Annotated in this window: 15 protein-coding genes and 1 pseudogene; 9 read left to right on the top strand and 7 right to left on the bottom strand. The window is 37.8% G+C overall.

Going from position 1 to position 17,745, the window contains the following annotated elements; all coding sequences use genetic code 11:
• Positions 1-233: 233 nt before the first annotated feature.
• The gene (locus CQA63_RS06680) at positions 234-1,985 is read right to left on the bottom strand and encodes a DUF262 domain-containing protein (protein WP_170128385.1); all 1,752 of its coding nucleotides are present in this window, start codon (positions 1,983-1,985) and stop codon (positions 234-236) included.
• 287 nt (positions 1,986-2,272) lie between these two features.
• On the opposite strand from CQA63_RS06680, the gene mqnE reads away from it, so the two are divergent.
• The 6 genes from mqnE to infB all read left to right on the top strand — a co-directional run bounded on the left by mqnE (position 2,273) and on the right by infB (position 10,980).
• Positions 2,273-3,355 carry an aminofutalosine synthase MqnE gene (gene mqnE / locus CQA63_RS06675; protein ID WP_104699627.1) on the top strand — a complete coding sequence of 361 codons (1,083 nt, stop codon included), beginning with the start codon at positions 2,273-2,275 and terminating at the stop codon, positions 3,353-3,355.
• Positions 3,355-5,838, top strand: a complete 2,484-nt coding sequence (locus CQA63_RS06670; protein WP_104699626.1) for a heavy metal translocating P-type ATPase — start codon at positions 3,355-3,357, stop codon at positions 5,836-5,838. Before mqnE ends, CQA63_RS06670 begins: the two co-directional genes overlap by 1 nt.
• A gap of 103 nt (positions 5,839-5,941) precedes the next feature.
• Positions 5,942-7,057 carry a Cj0069 family protein gene (locus CQA63_RS06665; RefSeq protein ID WP_104699625.1) on the top strand — a complete coding sequence of 372 codons (1,116 nt, stop codon included), beginning with the start codon at positions 5,942-5,944 and terminating at the stop codon, positions 7,055-7,057.
• 172 nt (positions 7,058-7,229) lie between these two features.
• Positions 7,230-8,132, top strand: coding sequence for a homoserine kinase (gene thrB / locus CQA63_RS06660; RefSeq protein WP_104699624.1), 903 nt, complete (start codon positions 7,230-7,232; stop codon positions 8,130-8,132).
• Positions 8,133-8,146: 14 nt separating this feature from the next.
• Positions 8,147-8,413 carry a YlxR family protein gene (locus CQA63_RS06655; RefSeq protein WP_244916281.1) on the top strand — a complete coding sequence of 89 codons (267 nt, stop codon included), beginning with the start codon at positions 8,147-8,149 and terminating at the stop codon, positions 8,411-8,413.
• Complete coding sequence (gene infB, locus CQA63_RS06650; RefSeq protein WP_104699663.1) at positions 8,398-10,980, top strand: translation initiation factor IF-2; 2,583 nt, start codon at positions 8,398-8,400, stop codon at positions 10,978-10,980. Before CQA63_RS06655 ends, infB begins: the two co-directional genes overlap by 16 nt.
• A gap of 11 nt (positions 10,981-10,991) precedes the next feature.
• Here the strand turns inward: infB and CQA63_RS06645 are convergent, their stop codons facing one another.
• Complete coding sequence (locus CQA63_RS06645; RefSeq protein WP_104699622.1) at positions 10,992-11,351, bottom strand: winged helix-turn-helix transcriptional regulator; 360 nt, start codon at positions 11,349-11,351, stop codon at positions 10,992-10,994.
• Between the two features lie 111 nt (positions 11,352-11,462).
• Here CQA63_RS06645 and CQA63_RS06640 point away from each other — a divergent pair, with 111 nt between their 5' ends.
• The 3 genes from CQA63_RS06640 (at position 11,463) to CQA63_RS06630 (ending at position 13,380) form a co-directional block, all read left to right on the top strand.
• Positions 11,463-12,074 carry a nitroreductase family protein gene (locus tag CQA63_RS06640; protein WP_104699621.1) on the top strand — a complete coding sequence of 204 codons (612 nt, stop codon included), beginning with the start codon at positions 11,463-11,465 and terminating at the stop codon, positions 12,072-12,074.
• Positions 12,075-12,182: 108 nt separating this feature from the next.
• A complete protein-coding gene (locus CQA63_RS06635; RefSeq protein ID WP_104699620.1) occupies positions 12,183-12,731 on the top strand; it encodes a YceI family protein in 549 nt (182 codons plus the stop codon).
• A 211-nt stretch (positions 12,732-12,942) separates the two neighbouring features.
• Positions 12,943-13,380, top strand: coding sequence for a hypothetical protein (locus tag CQA63_RS06630; RefSeq protein ID WP_147288745.1), 438 nt, complete (start codon positions 12,943-12,945; stop codon positions 13,378-13,380).
• Here CQA63_RS06630 and CQA63_RS06625 read toward each other — a convergent pair whose 3' ends face one another.
• From CQA63_RS06625 to CQA63_RS06605, 5 genes and pseudogenes are all read right to left on the bottom strand, one after another.
• Positions 13,381-14,499: an AlwI family type II restriction endonuclease gene (locus CQA63_RS06625; RefSeq protein WP_104699618.1), complete on the bottom strand. Its 1,119-nt coding sequence runs from the start codon at positions 14,497-14,499 to the stop codon at positions 13,381-13,383. It abuts the gene before it with no gap.
• Between the two features lie 8 nt (positions 14,500-14,507).
• A complete protein-coding gene (locus tag CQA63_RS06620; protein WP_147288744.1) occupies positions 14,508-14,996 on the bottom strand; it encodes a hypothetical protein in 489 nt (162 codons plus the stop codon).
• Complete coding sequence (locus CQA63_RS06615; RefSeq protein ID WP_267891920.1) at positions 14,980-15,864, bottom strand: DNA adenine methylase; 885 nt, start codon at positions 15,862-15,864, stop codon at positions 14,980-14,982. Before CQA63_RS06615 ends, CQA63_RS06620 begins: the two co-directional genes overlap by 17 nt.
• A 44-nt stretch (positions 15,865-15,908) precedes the next feature.
• Entirely contained in the window at positions 15,909-16,958 is a 1,050-nt protein-coding gene (locus CQA63_RS06610) for a DNA adenine methylase (RefSeq protein ID WP_104699662.1), read from the bottom strand.
• A 118-nt stretch (positions 16,959-17,076) separates the two neighbouring features.
• Positions 17,077-17,700: pseudogene (locus CQA63_RS06605) on the bottom strand (DNA methyltransferase); the annotation flags it as partial.
• Positions 17,701-17,745: the final 45 nt, after the last annotated feature.

The raw sequence follows: 17,745 nt of genomic DNA, 5'->3' as shown, positions 1-17,745 counted from the left end.
TATATTTGGGCTGTAATAAGGATAGAGAATCTTTGCTGGCTACTAGTGAATTTTACAGCGATTCTTCGCCCTCTAGTATGGGTAAAGATATGACAATCATCTCGTGATTCAAGTAGAAATGTTGCTATGCTTTGCTTAAGATAAATACCAACTCAATACCACCCAAGCTTGCTCAATCTATGCTTGCAAGGCAAGCAAAAGATATGCGCTAGAAGTTTTAAGCAATATTGCGATTATAAAAATTCTTTAAAATATGTTTTTAGCCAATCTGTGAGTTTTTCATTTTCTGCTTTTATGGAATCTTTGTTGAATGTTGCAAAATTCTCTTTATTTGCAAAGATTGCATTGTAAGGGATGTTAGATTTTTTATAAATGTCTTGTTTTGCGACCAATGCCTTATCTTTGGCTTCGCTATTGAGTGGTTGTTCTAAAACAAGCAAATTGCCAAAGTCATGTTCAAATTTTTCAAATTCTTCTTGACTCTCAAAGCCATATTGTTTTGCCAGACCATTATTAAAAGCATTTTGAGAGATAATGTGTTCTATGGTTGCATTATATACTTTCTCGGGAACTAAGCTATTTAATATGGACATATCTATACCTTGAGAATGATAAGTTAAGAAGATGTAGTGAAAGTATTTTTTGTCTTGTTGATAAATATTTTTTGCCAGTTTGTCAATAAAGTCTTTTATTGCTTCATAGTCTTTGTCTTTGTATGCTTGAATAGCAAAATCAATAACTTTTCCCTTAAAGCTATCTTTGCTATCTGTGTGCTCATAAAGTTTATAAGCACACCCATTGTTTATAGAGCCTAGACCATAGAAGAGCATTTCAGCTTGTGCGAAAAGCTTTAAACATTCATTATCTAGCACTTTATTCATCTCTAGTCGCACTAAAGAGGAGTAAAAGTATGGATTGATTTTTAATATATAGAAAAGCTTGAAGATTTCTTCATTGGTTTCTGCCTTTTTGGCAATGTCTAAGAATGCACAAAAGAAATCTCTCAAGTCTTGCGAGTACTCATCAAGCCATTGGCGTAAATTATTCTCGGCTTCTTGGCACTTTTGCTCGGGTGATTCTTGCAGTGTTTTTAGTTTCTCTTTTAGCAATGTCTTGATCTTATCATACGATTTATCTGCCCCATAGCTATAATGACCTATAGCACTCTGCCCTAAACTATGGTAATGAAAGACTCTTTTTTCTACCTCTTTGGCAAAATCCCTATCTCCTAGAGATGAGCTAACGCGTTGCTCTTTAATGGCTGTAATTATTCTAAAAATCTCCCCAAATCGTTTATTGATTTTCTCATCAAGCTCAAGTTCTCCTTGACAATATTTGTTTGAATACAAAATAAGCAAGGCTTTGAGTTTATCTAAAATAGAGAGTGGCACTCCCCTATCATTGACGCTTTGAAAGGTGCGAATCGCCCTGCCAGAATCTTTTTCTTCAAGAAGCATCATAGCCATCTTGTGGAGCGTATTTAGACAATTTTGGGCTTCTTGTTGAGATAAACTTGCTGTTTTAGCTAAAATAGTGTTAAAAACTTCACACAAGTTTTTTTGCCCCTCTGTTTTGGCTTCTTTTTCTACAGCATCAGGTATTTTTGGCTCTTCTGCGTGATTCAGTATTTTTTTAAAAAACTCTTTGTTTTGACTTATAAGTTTAAGTCTTAAATCGCCATTTTGGTCAAAAAAATGGTTTCGATAATAATCTCCTGTCTTGGCATTTAACGCATAGCGAAGCATAAAAATCGTAGTAGCCCTTTGTTGCCCATCGATAATGTCATACACTTCAGAATCAGGCTTTTTAGCCACTACGATAGTGCCTAAAAAATGTCCCATATCATCATTAGAGTTTTTTGCCTCTAATAAATCTTCCCATAAATCCTCTAAATTTTGCTTTTTCCAAGCATAGTCTCTTTGATAGTTTGGGATATTAAAAGTGTTCCTAGTACCAAATATCGTTTCCACATCTTGCGTCATCATTAGACTCTCCTTTTGTTTTATACTTTAAAAATTTGAGTTATATCAAAAAAAAAAAAAAACAGCTTAAGCGCGGCATTTTAATGAGCATATTTATATAAGATAGCCTAAAGTGGTATCATCTCGGTATTGTCTCGTGTTTAAAAGAATTTCTAAGATTGCATAGTATAGAATCGCGGCGTTTTTAAAGGCATAATTAAGGCTATAGACTTCTATAAGTTCTCAAAAGATCCAAAAAAGCATTTCAAAAGCATTTAATGTATAGCTAAGCAAATATCAAGGAGTGAGGTGTGGATATATTACAAAAAGCCCTAGCTAGAGAGCATTTAAGCGCACAAGAGTTAAGCAAACTCTATGAGTATGATATTTTTACCCTAGCAGATGCCGCTCAGCAAATCCGCACGGGACTCTATGGTAAAAAGGTGTTTTTTAACAATAATCGCCACATTAACCCCAGCAATATTTGCGCTGATGTGTGCAAGTTTTGCGCATTTTCTGCCTCTAGGAAAAATCCAAACCCCTACTCTATGGGCATTGATGAGGTTCTCTCCCTTGCGCACAAAGCTTATGAAAATGGCGCAAAAGAGCTGCATATTGTCTCAAGCCATAATCCAAACTATACGTATGAATGGTATTTTGAACTCTTTAGGGCAATTAAAAAGGCTCTGCCCCAAGTGCATTTAAAAGCCCTCACCGCCGCAGAAGTGGATTATTTAGATAGAATCTCCAATAAAGGCTATAAGAGAGTGCTTGAAGATATGCTTGCTTCGGGAGTAGATTCTATGCCCGGAGGTGGCGCGGAGATATTTGATGAAAAGGTGCGCCGCTATATTTGCAAGGGTAAAGTAAGCTCACAGCGGTGGCTAGAGATACATCAGCATTGGCATAGCTTAGGGAAAATGAGTAATGCGACTATGCTATTTGGGCATATCGAGGAGAGAGAGCATAGGATTGATCATATGCTACGATTAAGGGCTGCCCAAAGTGAAACAGACAAGGTAGCAAACAAGCAAGGAGGCTTTAATGCCTTTATCCCGCTTCTTTACCAACGGCAAAATAATTTTTTAAAGGTTACATCTTTTCCTAGTGGGCAGGAGATTCTTAAAACTATCAGCATAGCTAGAATTCTCCTTGATAATATCCCCCACATTAAGGCATATTGGGCGACTTTAGGGCTTAATCTCGCTATTGTCGCGCAAGATTTTGGGGCTGATGATATGGATGGGACGATTCAATTAGAGAGTATCCAATCTGCTGCAGGGGCAAAGAGTAAAAGTGGCTTAAGCAAGCATGAGCTTGTGTGCCAAATTAAAGATGCGGGATTTGTCGCTATTGAGCGAGATTCTCTTTATAATGAACTTGCAGAGTGCTAATGCGTTGCTGCCATTGCCAGCTTGATTACCCGCCCTCTGCGCTTTTTGTCAGATATGATGAGAATGGCAAAGAACTGCACTTTTGCTGCAATGGCTGTGAGAGTGTGTATTTCTTACTCCAAAGTCAATCACTTGGGAGCTTTTATGACAAGCTTACCCGCCCTCTAGCCCCTCCCGAACTTCAGCAAACCGACCTCTCGCGCTTTGATAGCCCAGCCTTTAGCCAAAAGTATGTCCGCCCTCTCATACAAGGCGAGAAGCAATATTCTCAAGTGCATTTGATTATCAGCGGGATTCACTGCGCAGCATGTATTTGGCTAAATGAAAAAATCCTCCTTAGTATAGATGGCGTGCAAAGTGTGAGCATTAACTACACAAACAACAAAGCAAGCATTATATGGGATACGCATAAAGTGGCTTTGAGTGAGATTATCGCGCGGATAGAGAGTATCGGCTATGGAGCTTATGCGTATGATAGCACTATCCAAGAAAGCACCGATAAAGCAATGATGAGAGAATACTATATGCGCGTGATTGTCGCGCTATTTTGCACGATGAATATTATGTGGGTGGCAATCGCACAATATAGCGGATACTTTTTTGGCATAGAAGAAGAAGCAAAGGACATATTAAATGCTGCCTCATTTATCCTCTGCACGCCTGCGCTTTTTTACTCTGGGTGGGTGTTTTTCCGCTCGAGTTATTATGGGCTAAAAAATGGCTTTATAGGTATGGATTTACTTGTAGCAGTGGGCTCTAGCTTGACTTATGGCTACTCTATTTATGCAGCCATTTCGCGGAGTGGAGAGACTTATTTTGAATCGGTAAGTATGATTATTACCTTTGTGCTTATTGGCAAGTTTTTAGAAGTGAGGGCGCGGAAAAATGCAGGCGATAGCCTTGATAAGCTTAATAACTTGCTTCCCACAAGTGTAGAAGTATGTAATGAAGATGGCTCAACGCGTGAGGTTTCGCCTGAAGAAGTGCAAATAGGGGATAAGATTTTAGTTCGTGCGGGGGATAAGATTGCTATCGATGGGGAGCTTTGCTCCAAAAATGCGATTTTTGATACAAAGGCGATTAGTGGAGAATCTTTACCCTTAGAGTGTAAGGGCGGTGATGAGGTGCTTTCTGGCTATGTGAATTTAAATCATCAGATTTTTTATATCGCTAAAAGGGCTTTTTCTGAAAGTTTAATGAGCCATATTATAAGCCTTGTAAGCCAATCTCTCTCGCATCGTCCATATATTCAGAATCTCGCTAATGCTCTCTCACAATACTTTTCTCGCACGATTTTAAGTATCGCGTTTTTGTGCTTTGTGGCTTGGCTATTTGTGGGTGGTGTGGGCATGGAGAAGTCTCTTATGATTGCTATATCGGTGATTATTATTGCTTGTCCTTGTGCTTGTGCTTTGGCTACGCCTATTGCTTCTGTGGTGGGCATAGGGGAGTCCTATCGGTACAATGTACTTTTTAGAGAAGCGAAGTTTTTAGAGAGTTTAGCAAAGGCAAAAATAGTGGTTTTTGATAAAACAGGCACACTCACTTTAGGCGAACCCAAAGTGCAAAAATGCCATTTGCAAGGAGAGCGTGGAGCATCTTATGATAGAGGGCTGCTTTATGCGTTTGTAAGTAAAAGCGCGCACCCTGTGGCAAAGGGCATTGTGCAGTTTTTAGAATCTAAGGGAGATTTGCACAAAAATGTGTTTATTTTGGAGGATTTCACTCAATTTGACGCTAAGGGCATAAGCGCGAGCTTAAGGTATGAGGATTTAGGAGAGATGAAGCTTATAGGCGGGAATCTCGCATTTTTGCAAGAAAATGGCTTTCAACTGCCAAATATAGCCCTCAGTGGGGGTATGGTATTTGGATTTGGGGTGCAAAAGGGCGAGGAGTGTATCTTACAAGAGATTTTTGAGCTCTATGATGAGCCAAAGCCTTATGCAAGGCAAATGATAGAATCTTTACATAAAAAAGGCATAGAGACTATTTTACTCAGTGGGGATAGGGAGCAAAGTGTGCGAGAAATCGCCCAAAAAGTGGGCATTAAAGAAGCCTTTGCTACACTCTCTCCTTTGCAAAAAGCAGAATGGATAGAATCATATAAAAAAGCCCATAAAGAGCATGTGCTTGTTATGGTCGGAGATGGCATTAATGACGCGCCTGCTTTAAGCAAGAGTGATATAGCTATCTCTATGGGGGCAGGGAGTGATATAGCGATTTTAAGCAGCGATGTAGTGATACTTGATGATAAGCTTAGCACACTTTGCAATGCCTTTGAAATCGCTCAAAGGACATATAGAGCCATTAAGCAAAATATCGCCCTAAGCATAGGCTATAATGCCCTAAGCGTGCCTATAGCGGCTGCTGGGCTAGTCATACCGCTTTTTGCTGCACTTTCTATGAGTGTAAGCTCTTTAATTGTGGTGCTAAATTCGATGAGATTGAAATATTTTAAGGGAGCGGAGTATAAAAATGGGTAAATTTTGTTATTTTCTATGTAAAAAAGATAAAAAACTTGCACACTTTTGCCTTTCTTGTGGAAGTTTGCAATACAATAGCATATAAATTTGACAAGGAGGCATTATGAAAAAGCATATTGTATTTTTTGAAGCAGTGGGAGGCACTGATAAGGGAAAAGACGGGCATAGAAGAGACACTGTGCCTATGATGGACTATCTCAAAAAGTTGGGTTGGAATGCAGAAGTGGTGTTTTTAACTGATGAGATTCTTAAAGATGACAAAAAGAAAAATGAGATTTTTGAGTATGTTAAGGGCGTGGCTGATGCGTATGTATCTCGCGTAAATCCGGGGAATCTTAAAGAAGAAAAGCTTTATTTTGATGTATTAAGAAAGCTCTGTGATAGCGGTGTAATTGGTATGCCTCACCCTGATGCAATGATTGGTTATGGGGCAAAAGATGCTTTAACCAAATTACGTAATACAGAGCTTGTCCCTACTGATACATTGGCATATTATGACCCGCAAGAGGCGCAAAGAATTGGCGTGAAATGGGAGGCTGGCGGCGAACACGACTTTAAGAAAAACTTCCCCAAAACACTTGCAAAAGGCGAGCGCGTATTGAAGCAAAATCGTGGCTCCACAGGGGAGGGGATTTGGCGTGTGCAAATCAAAGATCCAAATAAATATAAAGGCGTGAGTGAGCTCCCTCTTGATGCGGAGATTCGCTGTACTGAAGCGGTGGATAATCATGTAGAAGAGCGCAAACTCGGTGAGTTTATGGATTTTTGTGAGAAATATCTCAAGGGTGATAATGGTATGCTTGTGGATATGACATTCTTACCTCGTATTAAAGAAGGTGAGATTCGAATTCTTATGCTCTATAAAGATCCTATTTATGTCGTGCATAAAAAGCCAGCAGAAGGGGCAGATGCGTTCTCTGCGACACTCTTTAGCGGGGCAAAATATCGCTATGATAAGCCCGAGCAATGGAGCGAGCTTGTGGGGTATTTCTTAGCAAATCTCCCAGAGATTAAAACCAAACTTGGCAATTATGACTTGCCTTTAATTTGGACAGCTGATTTTATCCTTGATACTGATAGCAATGGTAAGGATAAATATGTGCTTGGTGAGATAAATTGCTCTTGCGTGGGATTCACAAGTCCGGCTGAATTTTTAGATAAAACCGCAAGAAGAGTGGCTAATACAATTATTAATATTGTAGAAGATGCTAAATCTTAGTAGCATAGCAATAAAAGGTTTAGAATCTAAAGGGCAAGCCTTTTAGATTCTAAATACCCCGATTCTTGTTCTTATAGGGATTGTGTTTAAGAATCTCTCTTCTAACTTTAAAGCATATTGTAGTAAAAACACATTATAATCATACACTTTACTTTGAAGTGAGGAGTGAGTAGTGATTGTCCGTGTTCCTGCTACAAGTGCCAATCTTGGACCCGGCTTTGATACTTTAGGCTTAGCCTTGGGTCTTTATAATGCTTTTAATATCTCTCCCTCCCGTTTAAGCAGTATTCATATTTCTGGTGAAGGCGGCGATCGCCCAAAGCTACGCGTGGATAACGCATTTGTGAGGATTTTTAGCGAAATACTAAGTGCTCATAATTATCCTGCTGGGCATTTTAAATTTAATTTGAATAACAACATACCCATTTCACGTGGGCTTGGCTCAAGCTCTGCGGTGATTATTGGCGCGATTGTGAGTGCGTATCATATTATGCAAAAGCCCATAAGCAAGCCTGAAATTTTGCAGCTTGCTCTCTCTTATGAAAATCACCCTGATAATATTACTCCCGCGCTCTATGGGGGCTTTACTATTGCTATGCTTGATTCGCATAAAAAGGGACAAAAAGCGCAGGTAAGTAGCTTTCAAGCACCTTTACCTACAGATATTAAAGCCGTTGTAGTGATCCCTAATATGACAATTTCTACAAAGCTATCTCGCCGCACCCTGCCTAAAAAACACACCACAAAAGATGCTATCTTTAATCTCTCTCACGCGTGTATGCTAAGCGCGGCGTTTATTACCCAGAAATGGGAGCTTTTGGCTCTTGCAAGCAAGGATAGATTCCACGAGGAGGCACGTATGAAAAACCTCCCCGTGCTTTTTAATGTACAAAAGATCGCCTTGCAAAATGGCGCGCTCTCAAGCACGCTTTCTGGGAGTGGGTCGTCATTTTTAAATATTTGCTACCGCGATGATAGTTTGGCATTAGCACGGGTTTTGCAAAAGCATTTCCCAAAATTCCGCGTGCTTGAATTAGAGTTTGATAATCAGGGCGCAACCCTGATAGAATCATAGAAACTTTAGGTACATTGGGTATAATAGTGAAACAGCCTAAGCAAACGCGTATGTGTATCAAATGCCGCAAAAGATTTCACCAAAAGGAGCTTTTAAGACTGCAGAGTGATGGTTATTCTTTATGTCCATTTAGTGGAAAGGGGAGAAGTTTTTATGTGTGTGGCGGGTGTTTAGAGCAGCCTAACGCATTTGAGATTATTTTTAAGATAAAAAAATTGAAGTTCAATGAAGTGCATGTTGCATATGCAAAGGAGATATGGAATTTATGGAAACAAAAGTGAGGTTATCAGAAGTAGGCGAAGAATTTGGCAAGAGTGCGAAATTTGCCTTTGAAAAAGCGAAGGAAATGGGGCTAAATGTAAGAACATCTTCAAGCTATATCACAGCAGACGAGGCGGCTTTACTCTGGGAGTATATTCAAAAAGATATAAATTCTACTACAGAGCAAAAAGATGAGGGAAAAGCCTCTAAAAAAAGCACACAAGATTCTAAAGCACAAAAGCAAGCTACACAAGATTCTCAAAAAGAAATTGCTAAAAAAGAGGCTAGCAAAAAAGAAAAAAGTAAAGAAAAATCCCCCCCTAAAGAAGCACAAACACAAGCAGATATAGCTCCTATTGCCCAAAATACTCCAATAGAAGTAGAGAAAACTCCTCAGGTTGAGCCCAAAAAGGGGTTGCGCATTGTGCGTAAAAATAAAAGTGAGCCTAAAATCGAGGAGAGCAAGAAAGAAGAGAGTAAAAAGCCTACACTAAGCTATAAAGAGCTCCTTGCTGATAGTGCTATTGATGATCAAAAAAAGCATAAAAAAGAAAAGCCAAAGCCCAAAGTCGCCCATAAACACACAGACCAAAAAATGCACATTCTTGATGATAGGGACATTACGCTTGATTATGATGACGAGCAAGATGAAATTATGCTTTTTGACTTAAATGAAATACAAGTGCGCGATGAAGAAGAGGAAAATCAAATCCGACAGGCTATTACCGAACGTGTGCATGTTCATCGTAAGAATCCTTGGATGAGCGAGGGGAGCATTAAGCGCAGTGGCAAGAGACGCAAGCCTATTAAAGCAGCAAAAGATGTGGATAAAATCAAAGGTCCTATCTCTATCCCTGAGGAAATACGCGTTTATGAATTTGCTGATTTGGCTAAAGTTGAGCTAAAAGATGTGATTAAAGTGCTTTTCAATCTGGGCGTTATGGCAACCAAAAATGATTTTTTAGACCGCGATGCTATTGAGATATTAAGTGATGAGTTTGAGCTTGAAATATCTATTGAAAATGTGCATAACCACGACATAGCTGATATATCTTTAGATGAGGGTGTAGCGCAAGTGGAGCGTCCTCCTGTGGTAACTATTATGGGGCATGTCGATCATGGGAAAACATCATTACTTGATTATATCCGTAATTCGCGCGTGGCAAGTGGCGAGGCAGGGGGGATTACCCAACATATCGGTGCGTATATGGTAGAAAAAAATGGCAAGAAGATTAGTTTTATTGATACGCCCGGACATGAGGCTTTTAGCCAAATGCGTAGTCGTGGGGCACAGGTAACAGATATTGCTATTATTGTGATAGCCGCAGATGATGGCGTAAAACAGCAAACTATTGAAGCGCTCAATCACGCTAAGGCTGCTAATGTGCAAATTATTATTGCGATGAATAAAATGGATAAAGAAAATATTAACCCCGATAAAGTTAAGGCAGAATGTGCAGAACTTGGATTTACCCCCAATGATTGGGGTGGGGAGTATGAGTTTATCCCCATTTCTGCAAAAACAGGCGAGGGGGTAGAGAATCTCCTTGAAACAATTCTTATTCAAGCAGAAGTATTGGAGCTAAAGGCAGCTCAAGATACGCAAGCCAAGGCTATTGTGCTTGAAGCAAGCTTAGAGAAAGGCAGGGGACCTGTGGCTACTATTATCGTGCAGCAGGGTGTGCTAAAGCTTGGAGATTCTGTAGTGGCTGATACGGCTTTTGGACGTATAAGGGCATTGCTTGATGATAGGGGGCAAAGCATTACAGAGCTTTATCCCTCAGGAGTAGCGGTTATAACGGGGCTATCTTCTGTGCCTCAAGCAGGGGCTATGCTTCTTAGCGTAGAAAATGATAGTATAGCGCGAGAATATGCGCAAAAAAGACTTCTCTACCTACGACAAAAAGAATTAAGCAAAAGTACAAAAGTTACATTTGATGAGCTTGGAGAAATGGTAGCTCAAGGGAATCTTAAGACCTTACCATTGATTATTAAAGCTGATACACAAGGAAGCCTTGAGGCTATCAAAACAAGTGTAGAAAAGTTTAGTAATGATGAAGTGCGTGTCAATGTGATTGGTTTTGGCGTGGGAGGGATTAGCGAGAGTGATATTAGCCTTTGTGCGACCAGTGCTAATAGCGTTATTTTGGGATTCAATGTCCGCCCTACAGGGAGCGTAAAGGCAAAGGCAAAGGAATTTGGTGTAGAAATTAAAACATATTCTGTGATTTATGCCTTGCTTGATGATATTAAGGCCCTGCTTGGAGGGCTTATGTCGCCTGTTGTTGAAGAAGAGCATACAGGGCAGGCTGAGGTGCGTGAGACATTTAATATCCCTAAAGTTGGGACAATTGCAGGCTGTATGGTCGTTGATGGCAATATTCAAAGAGGCATTAAAGTGCGACTTATTCGCGATGGAGTGGTGGTGCATACAGGAGCTATCGCCTCACTTAAACGTTTCAAAGATGATGTGAAAGAAGTCTCCAAAGGCTATGAATGCGGGATTATGCTAGAAAATTATAATGATGTGAGAGTGGGTGATGTGTTTGAAACTTTTAGGGAGATTCACAAAGCACAGCAGATATAAGGCAGTGTTGTTTATTTCTCTTGTGGTTTGTGTTTCTCGCCCCAAGTGCAAAGTTCGTCTAAAATAGGAATAAGGCTTTTGCCTTTGTCGGATAGGAAATATTCAACCTTTGGGGGTATGCTCGCATACTCCTTGCGTATGATTAAATCATCTCTTTCAAGCTCTTTTAGGGCATTAGTTAGGGTTTTAAAAGAAATGCTCCCCATATAGGCTTTAAGCCTGTTATAACGCAAGATTTCAAAATGCGCTAAAGCATATAAAATCCCCATTTTGTATTTGCCCGCGATAAGTGAAATCGTGTAGGCAAATGGGGAGTTGCTGATGTTTTCTGCTTTAAGGCAGTGGAGTTGTTTGCTTTTTAGCTTCTTCATTTTTCCTTATTTTACACTCTCTTTTTGGTAAGTATCTTACTTTATTTTCCGTATTGTGCTTTTGGAAACTTTAGCATATAATGCCTAACTTTTAGTTTGAAAGGAGAATATATGAAGTCATTTGAGACATTATTACATCAACGTTTTGCATGTAAGGCTTTTAAGGAAGATGAGATTGCAAAAGAAGATTTAGAGTTTATACTTGAGGCGGGGAGGCTTAGCCCTAGCTCTTGTGGGTTTGAACCATGGAAGTTTATCGTGCTTTCTCGCAAGCATAATAAGGCTTTAAGCGAGATATGCTTTAAGCAGGAAAATGTCGCAACTGCAAGTGCCAATATTGCGATTGTAGCAAGGACTGATTTACAATCAAAAGATGAGTATATCAAGCAGCAAATTAGCAGGTATTGCAAAAGAGAAGATGAGAAATTTAATGCCATTGTGCAGGCTTACACTTATGAGACGAATGCACTCGATAAAGAGGGGCTTTATGCTTATGCGAAAGCCAATTGCTATCTTGCGCTTATGCAAATGGCACTCGCAGCCATAAGTAAAGGGATTGACTCGTGTATGATAGGCGGGTTTGAAAAAGACAAGCTAGATCAATTTTTAGGACTTCAAGCACCATTTGAGAGTGCAGTTATTTTGAGTTTAGGCTATAGATTGGCTGAGCCAAAGCATAGCAAGAAACGACTTTCCTTAAGTGAAGTAGTGGAATATAGGTAGGCTAGCAAATGCGGCTATGAGCTTTCTTAAAGCGCTGGTAAAGCCGCGTTTATGCTTAATTGGCATTGGCAAGTTAGAATGGATAAATATTATTTTTAAGGAGCAAATATGAAAAAAACGGCGATTATGGTAGTTGGGCTATTTTGTGGCTCTTGGCTTATGGGTGCAAATTATGTTGTTGATGCGAGTCATTCTTCGGTTGAATTTAGCGTGAAACATCTCTCTGTAAGCAATGTTAAGGGAAGTTTTGGTGATTTTAGTGGGTCTTTTGAGCTCGATGGCAAGGTGATTAAAGCCCTCCAAGGTGAAGCCAAAGTTGCTTCTATTAACACAAATAGCGATGGGCGCGATAAGCATTTAAATCAATCTGACTTTTTTGATGTGAAGAAATTCCCTAAGGCTACTTTGTCGCTTATTAAGCACGATGGCGATAAGCTAGAGGCTAATGTTACGATGAAAGGTATTACTAAAAAAGTGGATTTTAAAGTAAGCCTTAATGGTCCTATCAAGCACCCAAAAACAGGGAAAGATATAGTGGCACTTTCTTTAGAGGGCAAGCTTAATCGCAAGGATTTTGGTATTGGTGCAGATACAGGCAATGCAATGATAAGTGATAATGTAGATATTAAAATCGAGCTTGAAGCAGCAGAGCAATAACCTTAAAAGCAAGAGTTTTGCTAAGCTCTTGCTTATCTCACTTCTTTACACACTTTCCCTTATTTTGTCATTATGTAATCTCATAATAGCGCTTGAATGCTCTCTATTAAATGTATCTCATAACAAAATTTTGTTAGAATCTTTTTACATATTTTAAAGGTTTGCAATGCACTTTCTCCTCATTATCTTTTGCATTTTTATAGGCTTAATTATGTTGCGTATTCTTGTCTATTGTATGTTTATAGGTTTGAATATAATACATCGCTTTTTTCAAGCATTAGGCGAATCTTCTAAAAGGCTACAAGAGAGAGAAGCTTGCAGTGATACCTCATCTCTTTTGCCTGATAGCTCGCATATTAGGGGTGAAATTCCCAAGCAATCCTCAAGTAATGTAGCGCCAAATATGTGCCTAGAATCAAGTAGCCAAACTTATGTAGCAAGCACGTTGGAGGCTACCCACACTCCTACACTGCCTAACGTTATTGAAGTTCATTTAAGCAATAAGGCAGAATTATATGTGCATTTAGACAAACAAGCTAAGAGCGTGGATTATGACTTGATATTTCACCCTGTGCGCTCTTGTAATATTTGTGGAATCAATAAGGCAAAATCAAGAAAAATCATTTTTGATTTTATCAATAAAGCTTGATTAATTGGAAAAAATTTCATTTATGGAAAAAGGAGTATGGTTATTTATTTTCTCTAAGGCTTGAATAAATGTTAAAATATCAAAATTTCTTATGTCTAGTCCCTCATCATAAGCTAAAAATTTCACATATCTCTTAGAATCTTCAAAGATTTTAGGAGCGATGAAAAGGGCGAATGATTTTATTTCTTGCATATTATCAATTTTCTTTGTTTGTATCATCTCATTTAGATGTCTTGTAATGGGTATAAGCTCATTATTTACTTGCGCTCTACCACAAATAAGGCTCACCTCTACAATAGCCCAGCCCTTAGTGTCTTTGCACACAATATCTGCTTGATTTCCACTTGCATGCGATTTTGGCAAGCCCTCATCATCAATGCTATAATTTGGCATAATCTCTAAATGTGTGAGATGTTGCTTTAAGGCAATAGCGGTTAAAAATTCAAATCTTGTGGGCTCTGGTATAAATTTAAATACCTCATCGTTGCTATATGATTTTTTAGAGCCTAAAATTTTAAGCTCTTTGTAGATTTGCTCCTTGCTGTATTGTTTGGCAAAATTTTGTAAAGTTTGGAGTTTGAGGCTTTCTTGGTGCTCTGCAACTATCTCTTTAATTTCTAATATTCTCTCATCAATACTTCCCATATATGTAAAATAGGCTTTTTTATTGGAAAATGTTTGAAACTTCGAGTAATTGTGTATCACATAGTCTATTTTTGCTAACTCAAAGCTATTGAAGTCTAAAAACCTCCCACTCCCGCGTAAAGAAATAATCCCACAAATTCGCATTTTTCTTATATACTCATCTATGCTTTCTCCACAAACTTGAGAGATTTTAAATCGATTTTTATTCTCTGATTCTAAGAGTTTTAAACACTCTTCATAAATCACTTCATTTGAATAGCAAAAATGTGGATAGAGTGCTCTAAAGTTTAAGATAAATTCCGCCAATGCTTGAAAATTACTATCTCTCCAGCATAAAAAGAATGCAATTTCACTTTTATGAATTTTAGAATCCCCAATTTGGTTTTTTAGGGCTTTCATAGTATTAAGCAAAAGCAATAATGGCACATTGGCATTAAGCGTTTTTCTAAAGGGGTTGTTGCTTTGATATTTCATTAAGCAGTTCAAAAAAATATTTGCAATTTTTGCTTCACTACTTTCATTGTTGGGATTCTCGCATTGCTAGGATTCTCATTTAAGGCGTTAATGAGCAAATGTCCTGTATTTGAAATAAGCAGAGGCTCATTCATTGCATAAAAGCAAAAGCCAAATTCCATACTTAGTTTATAAAAGGTATCAAATCTTGAATCCCAGCCTTTTTCAAAGCCCGCTTCTTTGTGTTTTTGTGGTGAGTTTTCTATGATTTCTTGTGCTTGCGCGCCACTAAAAGGTTCATCAGAATCTACAATATCGTTAAAATGTGATTTAGCATAATTTGGGACATATATTTTGTTAGTAATCAAGTTTGTAATAATTTGCATAATAAGCTCATGTGTCAAAATCCTATGCTCATATGGTAAGAGGGTTTTAAGAAAATCAACTATCCTCTTAGGGTTTCGCATTGTGGTGCTAAAAGATAGGATTTTGTATTTTGCTTTAGACATTGCTGACATAAACCTCCACAGAATCCTTTTTGATTGAATTGTCATTAAAGCTGATATAGTTGCTTTTTATGGTGCAAGTTTTATATTCCTTAGTGAATTGCTCTAAGAATGGATTATTTCGTCCTTTGTGTTGCAAAAGATTGGTTAAACCCCATTTAAAGCCTTGAGAATCTAATTTTTTAAGCACTTGATAAAATATTTTTTCTTGCTCTTCATTCCATAATTTATTGTATTCGCTGCTGCTAATAAGATAGGGTGGGTCAAAATAAATAAAATCATTTTTGCAAAGCGTTATTTTGCTTAAAAAATGTTTATAATCGAGGTTGAAAAATTTTACCTGAGAATCTTGCATAAAGCCTAGATAATCTTGCAAAGCATTTAACACATTGAGATTAAAATCTACATTCCCAACGGGCAAATTAAAATCACCCTTGCTATTAAAGCGAAGCATACGATTAAAGCCATAAATAAGAAGTAAATAAAGTTTTAGCATATCGTTTTTGTCATTATTAAAATCAGCCCTTAGCTGCATATAGGAATTTTTATTGTATTTGGCAAAATAAGTTTTTTTATACGCAAGTCTTAATTCAAGCGGAGGAAGGAGGTTTTTTAAGGAGCAGGAAAGTTTATAGTGCTTTATCATTTGTAATAACTCTTTAAGCAAATCTTCTTTATTTTGATGTTGTAAAAATTGATGCAAAGCGATTAAATATTTATCTAAATCATTCAGTAAATATTTGTTTGCTTTAATGTTTAAAAAAGAACTTCCTCCACCCACAAAAGGCTCGATATATGTATCAATATTTTGTGGAAATACACTTTGTAATTGAGGCATAAGCTTGTATTTATCACCCACATAAAAAAGAGGTGAGCGCATTATTTTGCTTTTTGTGAAATGTTGTAGATTTTTTGCTTGTAATGTCATCGCACTTTCCCTATGAAAACACACTCTTTATGCTTATGAAACTCCGTTTTCCCACTACTGAAAGCTTTGTGGTCAAATTCATAAATAGAGGTTTTTGCCACAGATTCTAAAGCTGCCCTTATTTCTTCTAATTGTATTTTATTTCTACTTGAGCTTGACTTGGAGGTATAAGTATTATTATAAGTAACTACCAAGATTTTACTCATCTTTGCTAGATTTTCAATTAAATCTATAAAGGCAACTTTAGCTTCTGTCTTGCAATATTTGCTTAGATTCTTAGGCTCTGGTTTTAGGGCTACTCCATAGAGTTTGGGTTTATCATTTTGACTTAAAGTCTCAAGCAAATGATAGAATCTGCTATACTGCCTTGAATTGTAGGGAGGGTCTATAAAGGCAATATCAATTGTCCTACCCTCTTTTATAAATTGCTTCACTAAAGTATTGGAATCTTCTTTGAAAATTTCAATTTCTGCCTTAGTTTTTATGCTTTGAATAAGCTCGAATTTAAATGCGTCTTTTAGCGGAATGTTTTTGCGATATGCATCATAATGCCCAACCGTGTTTGCCACCCTATCGCTACTATAAAGCAGGCTTGATAAAAGTATGTAAAATTCTTTTTGATTGATTTGTTTTGTGTGTAAAAGCACATCAAGCCTTTCTCTAATTGCTCCGATGACAAGCGCGTTATTTTGAGAGAAAAATGTATTGCCAAAATGCTTGGCGTAGTAGTTGTTTTCTAGTATTTTAGGGTTTAGATTCTCTAAATCTTTGGCTAAATTTGTGAGTTTTGTTTGAGAGAATGGAGTTTGAGAGAAAAATCCCTGATAAATCACAAAATTAGATTCCAAAAAGTCATTAAGGATAAAGTGAGTAAAGTTATGCTTTTGCAAGAAATATTCACCCACAACGCCCGTGCCAGCAAATACATCAAAAAAGCTTAGTGCATTATATTTTGTATAATCAAAATGTTTTAAAAGCACGCAATCAATGGCTTTTAAAAGCTTTGTTTTAGCACCTGTATAACGTCTAGAGCACAGAGCAAACATACACACATCCCTTAGATTTTCTTGTCTTTCTTGGAGGATTACATTATACAATAAGCGATTAAAGCTTATCTCAAGCAATAATTAAGCCATTGAAATATGATAAATTTGACAAATGCCCTTAATATATTACCCTTAATCGCTCATCAATATTTGCACTGCTTTTAAGATTTAAAAATGGCTCTAAGTTTATATCCGCATAGCCATCGATAAGGATATATTCATTTTTTGTTTTACCTAAAATCTCTAGCACTTCTTTATCGCATTGCACTACACAATAGACATCTTCGCATTTATAAAGCTTAGATTCTAGTATGCACTCTAGGCTTTTATCTAGCTCCTTGCCACACTGCAAGGCAAGGTTTCTTGCAATATCGCTAGGGCTTGCCCCCTCACGCTTTGTGAGTAATTTCAAATGCCCATCTTCATCACAGATTAGGCTAGGTTTATCACAGAGGCTATAGACGCTAAAGCCTAAGTCACCCTTAAAATTTGGATTTTCTTTTGCAATTTTTGCTCCTGCTCTTTTTACCCTCTCAATGGTAATATCACTAATGGCGGGATTTTTACTCTTTAATTCATTTTTACAAAAATCATATGCGATTTTGTTTTTTTCATTAATTGGCTCATCAATTTGCACTAAGATAAATTGCCTATTGCCTCCATCTTCTGCATTGAGTTCCATTACCGCATGGGCGGTTGTGCCACTGCCTGCGAAAAAATCAAGGATAATATCTTGCTCCTTTTCTTTTTACAAATCTGCAGCTGCCCCCGCCCTACTCTTATCAGG

This window comes from Helicobacter marmotae (assembly GCF_003364255.1).
GTDB lineage: Bacteria > Campylobacterota > Campylobacteria > Campylobacterales > Helicobacteraceae > Helicobacter_C > Helicobacter_C marmotae.
The sequence above is the reverse complement of the archived record's forward strand: the minus strand, read 5'-3'. Positions and strand labels throughout refer to the sequence as shown.